11 protein-coding genes are annotated in these 13206 nt (G+C 66.1%); 1 reads left to right on the top strand and 10 read right to left on the bottom strand.

All coding sequences use genetic code 11. The features are described 5' to 3' along the window. Positions 1–131: 131 nt before the first annotated feature. From E4K64_RS04190 to E4K64_RS04155, 8 genes are all read right to left on the bottom strand, one after another. Complete coding sequence (locus E4K64_RS04190) at positions 132–1211, bottom strand: isocitrate/isopropylmalate dehydrogenase family protein (RefSeq protein WP_135162306.1); 1080 nt, start codon at positions 1209–1211, stop codon at positions 132–134. A gap of 126 nt (positions 1212–1337) precedes the next feature. Then, the gene (locus E4K64_RS04185; protein ID WP_135162305.1) at positions 1338–2405 is read right to left on the bottom strand and encodes an alcohol dehydrogenase; all 1068 of its coding nucleotides are present in this window, start codon (positions 2403–2405) and stop codon (positions 1338–1340) included. 75 nt (positions 2406–2480) lie between these two features. Further along, a complete protein-coding gene (locus tag E4K64_RS04180) occupies positions 2481–3452 on the bottom strand; it encodes an ABC transporter ATP-binding protein (RefSeq protein ID WP_135162304.1) in 972 nt (323 codons plus the stop codon). Further along, positions 3449–4441, bottom strand: coding sequence for an ABC transporter ATP-binding protein (locus E4K64_RS04175; RefSeq protein WP_135162303.1), 993 nt, complete (start codon positions 4439–4441; stop codon positions 3449–3451). Before E4K64_RS04175 ends, E4K64_RS04180 begins: the two co-directional genes overlap by 4 nt. Continuing rightward, positions 4438–5310, bottom strand: a complete 873-nt coding sequence (locus tag E4K64_RS04170) for an ABC transporter permease (RefSeq protein WP_135162302.1) — start codon at positions 5308–5310, stop codon at positions 4438–4440. The genes E4K64_RS04175 and E4K64_RS04170 overlap by 4 nt, the downstream gene beginning before the upstream one ends. Next, entirely contained in the window at positions 5297–6247 is a 951-nt protein-coding gene (locus E4K64_RS04165; RefSeq protein ID WP_135162301.1) for an ABC transporter permease, read from the bottom strand. Before E4K64_RS04165 ends, E4K64_RS04170 begins: the two co-directional genes overlap by 14 nt. Before the next feature lie 7 nt (positions 6248–6254). Further along, complete coding sequence (locus E4K64_RS04160) at positions 6255–7799, bottom strand: ABC transporter substrate-binding protein (RefSeq protein ID WP_135162300.1); 1545 nt, start codon at positions 7797–7799, stop codon at positions 6255–6257. 131 nt (positions 7800–7930) lie between these two features. Then, positions 7931–9127, bottom strand: a complete 1197-nt coding sequence (locus E4K64_RS04155) for a CaiB/BaiF CoA transferase family protein (RefSeq protein WP_135162299.1) — start codon at positions 9125–9127, stop codon at positions 7931–7933. Between the two features lie 182 nt (positions 9128–9309). Between E4K64_RS04155 and glgA the strand changes: the two genes are divergently transcribed. Further along, positions 9310–10725: a glycogen synthase GlgA gene (glgA, locus tag E4K64_RS04150; RefSeq protein ID WP_135162298.1), complete on the top strand. Its 1416-nt coding sequence runs from the start codon at positions 9310–9312 to the stop codon at positions 10723–10725. A 294-nt stretch (positions 10726–11019) separates the two neighbouring features. On the opposite strand, the gene E4K64_RS04145 is transcribed toward glgA, so the two are convergent. Together E4K64_RS04145 and E4K64_RS04140 are read right to left on the bottom strand one after the other, a co-directional pair. Continuing rightward, the gene (locus tag E4K64_RS04145) at positions 11020–11970 is read right to left on the bottom strand and encodes an oxygenase MpaB family protein (protein ID WP_167771821.1); all 951 of its coding nucleotides are present in this window, start codon (positions 11968–11970) and stop codon (positions 11020–11022) included. A 75-nt stretch (positions 11971–12045) separates the two neighbouring features. Further along, a complete protein-coding gene (locus E4K64_RS04140; protein ID WP_135162297.1) occupies positions 12046–13194 on the bottom strand; it encodes a patatin-like phospholipase family protein in 1149 nt (382 codons plus the stop codon). Between the last annotated feature and the right edge of the window lie 12 nt (positions 13195–13206).

Raw genomic sequence — 13206 nt, 5'->3', positions numbered from 1 at the left:
CCTCGTGCAGCTTGCTGCGGGCCCGCGGGCCTCTTTCTTTCGATCAACTCGAGCCGCAGTGGCGGTCTGCTCTTGCATCTTCGACGCAATCCGACCTCTCCCCGCAAGCGGAGAGAGGTGAAACGCGCAGACTACAGCGCCGCGAGTACCGCCTTGGTGATGTCGGCCGTGCCGTTGCTGCCGCCGAACTCCATCGGCTTGATGCCGCCAGCATAAACTTTATCCACCGCCCGCTCGATCGTCTCGCCCGCTTCCGCGGCGGTCTCGACGCCATGCTTGTCCGCCAGCCAGTCCAGCATCATCGCCGCCGACAGGATCATGCCGGTGGGATTGGCCTTGCCCTGCCCCATGATATCGGGCGCGGTGCCATGGCACGGCTGGAACACCGCGTACTTGTCGCCGATGTCGGCCGAGGGCGCCATGCCGAGGCCGCCGATCAGGCTCGCGGTGATGTCGGAGACGATGTCGCCGAACATGTTCTCCATCACCATCACGTCGAAATCCCAGGGGCGCTTCACCAGCATCGCCGAGCAGGCATCGACATAGAGGCGGTCGGTCTTCACGTCAGGATGCTTCTTGGCGATCTCGTCGAAGATGCCGCGGAAGAAGGCAAACGCCTTGAACACGTTCGCCTTGTCGACGCAGGTGAGCATCCCCGGCTTGCCGCGCGCCTTGCGCCGCTCGGCCAGGCGAAACGAAAACTCGAACAGCCGCTCGGAGGTCCGACGCGTGATCACCATGGTCTCGCGCGCGTCCTCGTGGGTGACGACGCCCTTGCCCATCGACGCGAACAGCCCTTCCGTGGATTCGCGAATCACGACGAGATCGATGCCGCGCCGGTCGGCACCGACGATCGGGCTCGGCACGCCGGGAATGAGGCGCGCGGGCCGCACGCCGGCATAGAGATCGAAGATGAAGCGCAGCTCGATCTGCGGCGCGATCTCGGTATTGTCGGGATAGCGCACCGACGGCAGCCCGCAGGCGCCGAGCAGGATCGCATCGGCCTGCTCACACAGCTTGATCGTCGAATCCGGCATCGACTTGCCGGTCGCGAGATAATTGGTCGCCCCTGCCGGTGCCTCGGTGAATCGGAAGCCGAGGCCTGATTTCTCGCCGACCTTGCGCAGCACCTCGAGTGCGGGCGCCATGACTTCGGGACCGATACCGTCCCCAGCGAGCACGGCAATGTGGAAGGCGTTATTTGCGGACATGGGCTTCTACTTTCTCAGTCGTCATGCCCGGGCTTGACCCGGGCATCCACGTCTTGATGCCGTTTCCATGGGAAGGCGTGGATGGCCGGGACAAGCCCGGCCATGACGAGAAACAAACAGCACTCGTTACGGCGTCAGCACCGTGCGCCCGACCACCGCGCCCTGCTGCAATTGCAGCAGCGCCTCGTTGGCCTTGGCGAGCGGGGCCGTCGTCACCGGGATCGGCGGCACCTTCTTGGTGCGCACGAGCTCAAGCAGTTCCTGCGTCTCGCGCAAGTTTCCGACATAGCTGCCCTGGATCGTGATCGCCTTGATCGGAATCAGCGGCAGTGCCCAGGTCGCGCCGCCGCCGAACAGGCCGACGATGACGAGCTTGCCGCCCTTGGTGAGGCAATCGAAACCGAGCTGCGTCGTCGCAGCGTTGCCGACGAGGTCGATCACGGCGCGGATCGGCCCGCCCGCCTTCCTGGCAAGCTGTTCCAGCGCATCCGGTGCCTTGGGGTCGACGGTGGCGAGCGCGCCGGCCTTCTCCGCCGCCTCGCGCTTCCTGGCATCGATATCGACCATGATCGCGCCCTTGCCGCCCATCGCCTTCAACAGGGACAGCGCCATCAGGCCGAGACCGCCCGCGCCGAACATCACGATCGGCGTGTCGAAATGCTGCTCGACCTTCTTCAGCGCGCTGTAGGTGGTGACGCCCGAGCAGGCATAGGGCGCGGTGGTCGCCGGGTCGAGCCCTCTCAGATTGAGCAGATAGCGCGGGTGCGGCACCAGCATGTGGTCGGAATAGCCGCCGTCGCAATAGACGCCGAGCGAGCGCGGCGTCAGGCACATGTTCTCGTCACCGGCAAGGCAGGTGGCGCACTTGCCGCAGCCGATCCACGGATAAACCAGCCCGACATCGCCGATCTTCAGCTCGCCCTGGTCGGTCGGCTTCACGTCGGGGCCGAACGCCAGGATTTCACCGACGGTCTCGTGGCCCATGGTCAGCGGCAAGCTGATGCCGCGTTCCTTCAGCGAGAGCGGCTTGCGGCCGTGGCCGAGATCGTAACCGCCTTCCCAGATGTGGAGATCGCTGTGGCAGACGCCAGCGGCCTTCACCTTGATCAGCACCTGCGTGCCCGACGGCTGCGGCGTCGCCTCGTCGAACTCCTGCAGCGGCGCCTTGAAATCGGCAACCTTGAAACTCTTCATCGGCGTCCTCCCGCATGCTTCTTGTCGCCGCGCCACCATGCCATGGCCGGCAAGGCGAGACAAACCGGTCTTAGTTCAGGCCAGCGGATGATGGCAAGCCGCGAACTGGCCGGGTGCGACTTGGCGCAACTCCGGTATCTCCGCGCTGCATCGCTGATCGGCCCGCGGGCAGCGGGTGCGGAAGCGGCAGCCGGACGGCGGCGCAATCGGCGATGGCGGCTCGCCGCCGGCTACACTCTCGGCGGGACGAACGTCCGGATCGGGCACCGGGATCGCCTGCAACAACAACTCCGTATAGGGATGCGCCGGCCGCGCGAACAATTGCTCGGAAGGGCCGACCTCGCAAAGCCGGCCGAGATACATCACCGCGACGCGGTCGCTGACCGCTTTGACCACCGCAAGATCATGCGCAATGAACAGCAGGGTCAGGCCGAAGCGCGCCTTCATCTCCTCGAGCAGGTTGAGGATTTGCGCGCGAATGGAGACGTCGAGCGCCGAGACCGGTTCGTCGCAGACGATGAACTCGGGATTGAGCACGAGCGACCGTGCGATGCAGATGCGCTGGCACTGCCCGCCGGAGAACTCATGCGGCAATCGCCCTGCGACGAGGTCAGGATCGAGCCCGACCGCCGACAGCACCTCATGGACGCGGCGCTTGCGCTCGGCCGCATCCTTGACGCCGGCGATGATCAGCGGCTCGGCCACGATGTCGCCGATGCGACGGCGCGGGTTGAGGGACGCGATCGGATCCTGGAAGATCAGCTGCACCCGGCGGCGCATCCTGCGCAGCGCCTCGCCTTCCATCGCGGTGAGATCCTCGCCGTCGAACAGCACGCGGCCGGATTTGGCCCGGCGCAATTGCAGCACCGCGCGCCCCAGCGTCGACTTGCCGCAGCCGGATTCGCCGACCAGCCCCAACGTCTCGCCGCGCGCGACCTGAAAACTGACGCCGGAGACGGCATGCACCGTCTTGTTGCCGAGGCCATATTCGACGACGAGATTGTCGACGTTCAGAAGCGGCTCGGCGCGCACGGCAAGCTGCATCATGCGCCAACTCCCTCCGCCATCTGGATCGGGTGGAAGCACGCATAGAGATGATCAGGCATCTCGGCGCTTGTCAGTGCCGGCTTGGCCTCACGACAGCGGCCGGTGGCATAGCGGCAGCGCGGCGCGAAGGAGCAGCCACGCAGCGGCCGCGTCGGATCGGGCGGACGGCCGGAGATGGCCGGCAGCGGCGTATGCGGCGCCGCATCCAGCTTGGGAATCGCTGCCAGCAACGCCTCCGTGTAGGGCATGTGCATGCGCTTGAACAACGCCGAGGTCGGCGCGCGCTCCGCCACCCTGCCCGCATACATCACCGCGACCTCGTCGGCACGGCCGGCGACGACGCCGAGATCGTGGGTGATGATGATCATCGCCATGTGGCGGCGGCGTTGTTCGCGTGCGAGCAGATCGAGGATCTGCGCCTGGATGGTCACGTCGAGCGCGGTCGTCGGCTCGTCCGCGATCAAGAGCTTCGGCTCGCAGGACAGCGCGATCGCAATCGCGATGCGCTGGCGCATGCCGCCGGAGCATTGATGCGGATATTGCCCGAGCCGCTGCTCCGGCGCGGGAATGCCGACGGCGGCCAGCAGCTCGATGCTGCGCTTCCGTGCCTCCGGAGCATCGAGCTCGAGATGCTCCTGGATCGTCTCCATCAACTGCGTACCGATGGTAAGCACCGGATTGAGCGAGGTCATGGGATCCTGGAACACGACTGCGAGATCGCGGCCGCGCAGGCGCCGCAGGCTCTCCGGCGCGAGCCGCACCAGATCCTGGCCGTCGAACATCACGCGGCCCGTGAGCTTTGCCTTCTTCGGCAACAGCTGAAGGACCGCGCGCGACAGCATGGTCTTGCCGCAACCGGATTCGCCGACGATGCCAAGCGTGCGGCCCGCCTCCAGCGACAGGTCGACATGATCCACCGCGCGCAAATTGCCGCGCGGCGTCGGCAGCTCGACCGTGACGTCCGCGATGGTCAATAGCGGGGCGCTCACAGTGCCCCCTGCCGCGGATCGGTCAGCGCCCGCAAGGTGTCGCCGACCAGATTGAAGGCCAGCACGGTTACGAAAAGTCCGGCCGCCGGCAGGAACGCCAGCCGCGGCGCGACGTCGAGGCTGTCGCGCCCCTCCCCGATCATGCTGCCCCAGCTCGCCATCGGCGGCGGCACGCCGAGGCCGAGGAAGGACAACGCCCCCTCGACCACGATGGTGACGGCGACGCCGAGCAGGAAGAAGGCGAGCAGCGGCAGGATCACGTTCGGCAACAGCTCGCGCAGCAGGATACGCGCATGGCTGGCGCCGAGCGCCTCGGCCGCGATCACGAATTCCCGCCGCGCCAGCGTCAGTGTCGCCGCCCGCGCCACGCGCATGAAGGCGGGAATGCCGAGCACGCCGAGGATCACGGTGAGGTTGGGGACGGACTGGCCGAGATAGGCGGTCACGGCAAGGGCGAAGATCAGCGGCGGAAAGGCGAGCAGCACGTCCATGCTGCCGACCACGACTGTCTCGAACCGGCCGCGGAAATAGCCGGCGAGCAGGCCGAGCGCGCCGCCGATGGCAAGGCCGATCATCGGTGCGATCAACCCGACCGTCAGCGAGGTGCGCGCGCCGAAAATCAGACGGGCGAGCTCGTCGCGGCCCAGTCCGTCGGTGCCGAGCCAATGTTCGGAAGAGAACGCCGCGCGGCGCTCCAGCATGTCCATGTCGACAGGATTCTGCAGCGGCAGCAGCGGTGCGAGAATCGCGAGCGCGAGGATGATCGCGAGCCAGGCGCTCGCGATCCAGAACAGCAGGCCGAGCTTGCGCTTGCGGCCGACCGGCACGGGCACCGCCTCGTCCTGCAGCGAGAGCTCAAGCGTGACCATGGCGGATCCTGGGGTCGAGCACGGCGTAGAGCATGTCGACGATGAAATTCACGATGACGAAGCCGCAGGCGACCAGCAGCACCACGCCCTGGAGGATGACGAGGTCGCGGGTATAGATCGCCCCGACCAGGAGCCGGCCGATGCCGGGCAGCGCGAAGATCGATTCCACGATCAGCGTGCCGCCGAGCAGACGGCCGATATTGATGCCGGTCACCGTCACCAGGGTCAGCGATGACGGCTTCAGCGCATGCACGAACAATATACGCGCGGGCTTGAGGCCTTTTGCCTTGGCGAGCGCGATATAGTCCTCCTGCAAGGTCGCGATCATGTCGGAGCGCAGCACCCGCATGATGCCCGGCCATTCGGCGAGGGCGAGCGTCAGGGCGGGCAGCACGAAGAAGCGCAGATTGCTGAGCGGCGCCTCGGTGAACGGCACATAGCCGGTCGCCGGCAGCCAGTGCAGCTCGACCGCGAACAGAAAAATCAGCAGGATCGCCACCAGGAAGGACGGCATCGACAGCATCGCGAACGCGCTGCCGGTCATGAAGCGATCGAACGCGCCGCCGGCACGCGCGGCACAGGCGATCGCGACAGGAACGCCGATCAGGAGCCCGAGGAACTCGGCCATCAGCATCAATTGCAGCGAGACCGGAATACGCTCGGCGACCGCCTGCAACACCGTCTGACCGGTGCGGAACGAGCGGCCGAAATCGCCCTGCAGAACCTGGCCGAGCCAGTTGAGATAACGCCACCACAGCGGCTGGTCGAGCCCCATGTCGCGGCGCAGCGCCGCCACGTTCTCCGGCGTCGCCTGATCGCCGAGGATGACGAGAGCGAGATCGCCCGGCAGCAGCGAGGCGATCAGGAACGTCAGCAGCGAGACGGCGAGCAGCACCGGCAGCATGGCAAGCAGCCGCCGAACGACGAAGTTCAGCATCGCGCCATCATTCCAGCCAGGTCCTCGAGACGTCGATCACGCCGTTGTACATCTTCGGGAAGCCTTTCAGCTTGGCGCTCGACAGCGCGTAATAGGTGTTCTGGAAGGTCCAGAACCAGATCGCCTCCTTGTTGATCAGGCGACTGATGGCGCAGTAATCCTCGGTGCGCTGGCCAAGGTCGGCCGTGACGCGCGCATGGTCCAGGAGCTTGTCGAGCTCGGGGTTTGAGTATCCGGCGAGTGCCAGCGGGCTGCCGCTGCGGAAATTCGCGTACATCTGCGGATCGGGATCGGCGAGATCGACGATGCGCCACGGCGTCATCTGGAACTGGCGGGTGAAGGCGCGCGAGGGAATGGTGGCCTGATCGACCTGCTCGATCTCCATGTTGGCGCCGACGCGCTTCCAGAACTGCTGCAGCACCTGCCCGACCATGCGCCCGCGCGGCGTCGCGGTCACCAGCATCTTGAACTCGACCGGCTTGCCGTAATCCTTGATCAGCGCCTTGGCTTTCTCGACGTCGAACGGCAGCGCACCGTCGTCCTTGCATTTCACCCAGGAGCCGTCACCGTAAGGATTGCTCGCGGGTCGGCTCAGACCGTTGGTGATCGCCTGCGACATTTTCGGGCGATCGATCGCCATCACCAGCGCCTGGCGCACGCGGACGTCGTCGAACGGGGCGACCTTGGTGTTGAAGGCGTAGACCGCCGCGCCCGAACCCTTGTAGGTGTGCACCGTGAGCTTGGAGTCCTTCTGCGCCTTCATGATGTTGTCGGCGTCGTTCTCGTCGTCCCAGATGATGTCGGCCTCGCCCGATTGCAGCGAAGCAAAGCGCGACTGCGCGTCGGGCAGCGGCTTTAAGACGATGCGATCGAGATAGAGCCGGCCCTTGTCCCAGTAGTTTGGATTCTTCTCCAGCACCATGCGGTCGCCGGCGGTCCATGACTTCAGGATGTAGGGACCGGTGCCGACGGGATTGCGATTGTAGTCGTCGCCCTTGGTCTTCCAGGCCGTCGGCGAATGCACCGCGTTGTTCTGGCTCTGGATCGTGATCACCGCCGGCAGATTCACCGAAGGGTCGGTGAGCTTGTAGACGAGGGTGTAGTCGTCCGGCGCCAGCACTTCCTTGACGTTGGTGATGTAGAACGCGCAGCGGCACTTGTTGGCGGGATCCTTCTGGCGGTCGAAATTCTCCTTGAAGGCCTGCGCGTTGAACGGCGTGCCGTCGTGGAAAGTCACGCCCTCGCGCAGCTTGAAGGTCCACGTCATATAGTCGTCGGAATGCGTCCAGGACACCGCGAGCTTTGGCGCGGCCTCTCCCTTGTCATCCAGTGTGGTGAGCGTGTCGAAAATGGCGGCGGCAGCGGTGAAGGTCGAGGTGTCGTAGACCCCGACCTTGAGCGGATCGAAGCCTGCAATCTCCAGCTCCTGGCCGACGGTGATGCTGCCGCCGGATTTCTGCGCCTGCGCAGGCCCAGTCAGCGGAAGGAGGGCAAATGCCGCAGCGAGGAATATCGGCGCGTGCTGGCGCGCCGCAGCAGCAATCTTCGTCATGGTTCCTCCCGGGATCCCTCGTCCGATGTTTCGGATCGCTGAATGACTGGAGGCGAGAGTGGCGACAAAAGCGCGCCACCGCAAGAGGAACGCGCGCGAGATCACACGCCGCATGTGCGGCGCAATGTTGCTCAGCGTGTCGCGGCTGTTTTGCCTGTCGGAATTGGCGCATCGTCGGCGAGGCCGATCTCCTCGCGCAGCGCATCGGTATGCTCGCCGAGCACGGCCATCGTCCTGGCGGGCGCGGTGTCGGCGCCCGACATCCGGAACGGCAGGTTGAGCACCCGAAAGGCGCCGCCCTCGTCCTGCACGGACGTGAGCGCCTGCCGGTGCGCGAGCTGCGGATCGGCCAGCGCCTCGGCCACGGTGCGATAGGCCGAAGCCGGCACGCCGGCGGTGCCGAGCGCAGCGAGACACGCATCGGTCGTGAGCTGCCGCGACCAGGCTTCGACCCCGTCCATCACCTCCGCCCAATTCTCGCGACGCGCGGCATAGGTCGAGAAGCGCGGGTCGGTGATCCATTCGCCGTGGCCGATCACGCCCATCAATCCCTGGAACGTTTTCTCGCTGGCGACCGTGATCATAACGTAGCCGTTTGCCGTCTCGGTCGGTCCGAACATCGGGCGCGGCGGCGGCTTCACGGCGAATTGCGCGCTCTGCAATTCGGTCAGCGTCAGCGACAGCATCGATTCCAGCATGGACACGTCGATATGCTGGCCGAGCCCGGTCACGGTCCGCTGATAGAGCGCGGACGCGATCGCGCCGAAGCCATAGGTGCCGGTGACGACGTCGGCATGATAGATGCCGCAATAATCGGGGCGGTTTCGGCCGGGCTGGTAGGCCAGATGCGCCATGTCGTAGCCGGAGGCGGCATGGATCACCGGCGCATAGGCCGGCAGCTCGGCCGAAGGGCCGCTCTGGCCGTAGCCGGAGATCGAGCAATAGATCAGCCTCGGGTTGACGGTGCGCAGCCTGTCGTAGTCGAGCCGCAGCCGGTGCATCACGCCGGGGCGAAAATTCTCGACCAGGATGTCCGATGTCGCGGCCAGCCGGCGGACCGCCTCCTTGCCATCCTCCGATTTGAGGTCGAGCACCACGCTCTTCTTGCCGACATTGAGCTGGCCGAACGTGGTGCTGCAGCCCTTGCGCAGCGGCGGCCGGGTCCGCATCGTCTCGCCGCCGTCGGTCTCGATCTTGATGACCTCGGCGCCCATGTCGGCCAGCATCCGCGCGCAGTGCGGACCGGCGATGGTGGTCGAAAAATCCAGGACCCTGAGGCCGGCGAAGGCCTTTGTCGTCGTCCCCTCATGCTTATCTGCTAGCTGCATCCCCGAAGCCCCTTGGAACCTTCGATGTTCTCTCTTGTTGATGCGGCGACCCTAGAGGGCGGCGGCTGAGTAGGAAAGTCTTTACCGAACGGACGCGCCGCGTGGGCGGGCTTTAAGAATTCGTGGGCAACTGGACCCGTTCTTGCATAGCAGCAAACGGGATCGGAAGAGGGCAGCTGTTCTTGAGGGTCTTGTTCGTCACGACAGAGATGGACGACTTCGTCCGCGTCGGCGGCCTTGGCGCCGTGTCCGCTGCCCTCCCCCGCGCCCTTCGCTCCTTTGCCGATATCCGGGTCATGCTGCCCGGCTATCGCGACATCATCGAACAACTCACGCATATTCAGATCGTTGGCCGCTGCCCGGCGTTCGCGGAAATGCCCGCCTGCTCGCTCGGCCGGGCCGCGACCAAGGACGGACTGCCGGTCTACGTGCTGCTCTGCTCGCAACTGTACGACCGGCCCGGCAATCCCTATGGCGACGAGTCCGGATGCGACTGGCCGGACAACGACATCCGCTTCGCGCGCTTTGCCTCGGCGGCCGCTGAGCTGGCCATGGGCAAGCTGGACAAGAATTGGGCAGCAGACCTGATCCATGCCAATGACTGGCAGGCCTCGCTGGTGCCGGCCTATCTCGCCTGGCAGGGCGCCAAGCTGCCGTCGATCCTGACTATTCACAACCTCGCCTATCAGGGCCTCTTCCCGAAGGACGCGCTGCGGCGGATCGGCGCACCGGAGAGCTCGTTCCACATCGACGGCATCGAGTTCTATGACCAGCTCTCCTTCCTCAAGGCCGGCCTGGTCTACGCCTCGCACCTCACCACGGTCAGCGGCACCTATGCGCGCGAGATCACCACGGCCGAGTTCGGCTGCGGTCTGGAGGGCCTGCTCCGCCTGCGCTCGGACGCCGCCGAGCTCACCGGCATCCTCAACGGCATCGACGAGAGCTGGGACCCGCGCTCCTGCGCCCAGCTCGCCCAGCAGTTCGGCGCCGGCGACTGGGTCGGCAAGAGGGCCAATGCGGACTACGTCCGCAAGCAGTTCGGGCTTGCGGTCTCTCGCGGCCCGATGTTCGGCATCGTCGCGCGCCTCGTGCACCAAAAGGGTATCGACCTCGTGCTGTCGGCCGCCGACGAGATCGTCGATGCCGGCGGGCAGATCGTGGTCACCGGATCCGGCGAGCCGGCGCTCGAGCAGGCCTTGATCGACGCGCATCGCCGCCGCCCCGACGCCATCGGCGTCGCGATCGGCTTCAACGACGCCCAGGCGCGCCGCATCTTTGCGGGCAGCGATTTCATCCTGATGCCGTCGCGCTTCGAGCCGTGCGGCCTCAGCCAGATGTACGCCCAGCGCTTCGGCTCGCTGCCGATCGGGCACCAGACCGGCGGCCTCGCCGAGACCATCACCGACGGCGAGACCGGATTCCTGTTCTCGAAACCCTCGCGCGATTCCTTCCTCGGCGGCGTCCGCCGGGCCTTCTCGGCCTTCATGGCGCAGGACCAGCTCGACACCATGCGCCGCAGCGCCATGGGACGATCGTTCTCCTGGAGTGTTTCGGCGGGCAGCTACAGCGCGCTGTACCGGAAGCTGGCGTCGGTGTGAGGCGCGACGGCGCGCCCACACACGCTCCGTCAATGCGAGCGCAGCGAAGCAATCAAGCCGTCTCCGCGGAGGCAGCCTGGATTGCTTCGTCGCAAGTGCTCCTCGCAATGACGTGTGGAGAGAGAACGCGCCCTCACTCCCCCTCTCGTGCCCCGGACGCAGCGCAGCGTCTCCTCGACGGTGCGCTGCTGAGCCGGGGCCCATGGCGCGTCGGAGTTCGAGGCCGCTGGGTCCCGGCTCTGCGCCGCAACGCTTGCGCGTTCCGGCTTGTCCGGGACACGAGAGATCGGGCCCTCACCCCTTCCCGCGCATGTCCATCTGCGGCCGTCCGATCCAGGCGCGGTTGAGGCAGCGCGTCATCCAGTCGGGCTGCGGTTCGCCGCGCAGGCGCGCCTGTGCTTCCTGGTAGGGGCCGACATAGCGCAGCCGGTCAGGCAGTCTTGGATAGACGCGCCGGATCCATCGCAGTGCATTGTCGACCGCCCTCTCGTCGTTCGCGTCGAGCGCAAAGGCGAACCCGGCGCGCAGCCTTTCCGGCAACATCCGCGCCGTCAGCGCGCGGTACCAGCGCGGCGGCCGCAGCCACGGGCGTGCGCCGGCGAAAATCTGCGTCGCGATCTCGCGTGCCGCCGGGCTCACGGTCAGCGTCTCCGATTGCGCCATCGCCGCGGTGTAGGCGGTAAAGCCGGACCAGTCGGCCGGCAGATCGTCTGCCGTCAACCCGAACAAGGCACCGAACAGCCGGCTCTCGCTCCAGTAACGCTCGCGCTCTTCCGCCGAGAGAGCTGGCAGCACCAGGTCGTGCGCCATCAGCGCGGACTCCACCAGCGTCGCATGAACCCAGCGCAGCGATGCGATGTCGTTGGCGTGGTAGCGCGAACCTGCCGCAAACGGGCCGACCGTCTCGGGCATCTCTCCGATGATCATGCTGTGACGCCGGTGCAGCTGGCGCGACGACAGCAGCGCCCGGTCGAGCGAGCCGAACACCATGGCAAACATGATGTCGAAGGTGCGATGAAAGCGCCCGATCGGATCGGCAAGAGTCTTCGAGTGCTCGGCGATGGCGGCGGCGACCCAGGGATGGGCCAGCTGCAACAACAGCGCGCGTCCGGCGCCGAGAAAGATGACGGCCTCGCGGTCGATCCGCCAGGTCAGCGTGTCGGGACCGAACACGCCGGCCACCGCTCCCGCTGCGTTGGCGCGGACCTGATCGAGCGTTGCCTCGAGATCGTTCGCGGACACCATCTGCGCGGCCTTCGGCTGCGAGGAATGACCGACGATCCGCAAGGCCTGTGGCAATTCGATGAAGAAAGAGCCGTCCTATTCCGCCGCCATCGGCAGCACATCCATATGCTCGTGCAGCACCACACCGGCGAGCGGATCGAATTCGCCGAGCCACGGCTTTCGTTCGAGCACAGACCGCGTATGCGCATAGCCCGCGTCCCAACGCCGCATGATGCCGGACGGGCTGAAGTCGATGTCCTTGGTATGGGTCTCACGATCGAGCTGCGGCGCCAGCAGCCGCACGACATGCATCCGGGTCGGACAGCCGTAGCTGATCAATTCCCGCACTGCGGGGTCGCGGCGCTCGCTCTCGGAGAGGCGCGCGGCGAGTTGGTTGATGACGTGCCGCAGGCGGTGGGCCTGCTGCTGGCGGGCGATCTGACTCGCGATACGACTCGAATATTGTACGTCCTTGTGCCGGTTCAGCACTTCCGCCATCGTCGTCGGTTCCGCGCCTATCGGATTCCATAGATGCACGGCGAAGATCAGCGAATTCCTGCGCGGATTGTCGTCGAACACGGCTTCGGTCGGCGTGTTGGAGAGGATGCCGCCGTCCCAATAGAGCTCGCCGTCGATGCGCACTGCCGGAAACGCCGGCGGCAGCGCGCCCGAGGCCATCACATGCTTCACGGTCAGCTTGCCGTCGCGGCTGTCGAAATAGCGCATCTGGCTGCTGCGGACATGGGCCGCGCCGACCGTCAGCCGCGGCGAGCAGCGGTTGACCAGGCCGAAGTCGACCAGCTCGAGCAGCGTCCTCTCCAGCGGCGCGGTCGAATAGAAGCCGGCGTGATCCGCTCCCAGCGGATAGGAATCACCGGCATGCGCCAGCGGATTGGGGCGAAAGAAGCCGGGAATGCCGTTGGTGACGGTCGACCAATAGGTGAGCTTCTCGTTGAAGCCGGGAAACGCGGTGCGCAGATTCCAAACCGGAATCTGCTCCATCCGCTTCCAGAACTCCTTCAAATGCGCCAGCCGCTGGCCGGGCGCGTTGCCCGCGATCAGGCTGGCATTGATGGCGCCGATCGAGGTGCCGATGATCCAGTCCGGCTCGATCCCGGCTTCATGCAGCGCCTGATATACGCCAGCCTGGTAGGACCCGAGCGCGCCGCCGCCCTGGAGCACGAGCACGACCTGCCCGGGCAGATCCGCGCCCTTGCTCTGCGTGTTGTCCTGCATACCGTTCATGTCTCGCTCCTG

The organism is Bradyrhizobium frederickii, assembly GCF_004570865.1.
Taxonomy (GTDB): Bacteria; Pseudomonadota; Alphaproteobacteria; order Rhizobiales; family Xanthobacteraceae; genus Bradyrhizobium; species Bradyrhizobium frederickii.
Note: the sequence above shows the minus strand (reverse complement) of the source record. Positions and strands in the feature narration are given on the sequence as shown.

Coding starts and splice junctions, on each gene's coding strand:
- E4K64_RS04145 (WP_167771821.1), bottom strand. CDS start 11,970: ATGGTGTCCGCGAACGATCTCGAGGCAACGCTCGATCAGGTCCGCGCC.
- E4K64_RS04160 (WP_135162300.1), bottom strand. CDS start 7,799: ATGACGAAGATTGCTGCTGCGGCGCGCCAGCACGCGCCGATATTCCTC.
- E4K64_RS04180 (WP_135162304.1), bottom strand. CDS start 3,452: ATGATGCAGCTTGCCGTGCGCGCCGAGCCGCTTCTGAACGTCGACAAT.
- E4K64_RS04190 (WP_135162306.1), bottom strand. CDS start 1,211: ATGTCCGCAAATAACGCCTTCCACATTGCCGTGCTCGCTGGGGACGGT.
- E4K64_RS04140 (WP_135162297.1), bottom strand. CDS start 13,194: ATGAACGGTATGCAGGACAACACGCAGAGCAAGGGCGCGGATCTGCCC.
- E4K64_RS04155 (WP_135162299.1), bottom strand. CDS start 9,127: ATGCAGCTAGCAGATAAGCATGAGGGGACGACGACAAAGGCCTTCGCC.
- E4K64_RS04165 (WP_135162301.1), bottom strand. CDS start 6,247: ATGCTGAACTTCGTCGTTCGGCGGCTGCTTGCCATGCTGCCGGTGCTG.
- E4K64_RS04170 (WP_135162302.1), bottom strand. CDS start 5,310: ATGGTCACGCTTGAGCTCTCGCTGCAGGACGAGGCGGTGCCCGTGCCG.
- E4K64_RS04185 (WP_135162305.1), bottom strand. CDS start 2,405: ATGAAGAGTTTCAAGGTTGCCGATTTCAAGGCGCCGCTGCAGGAGTTC.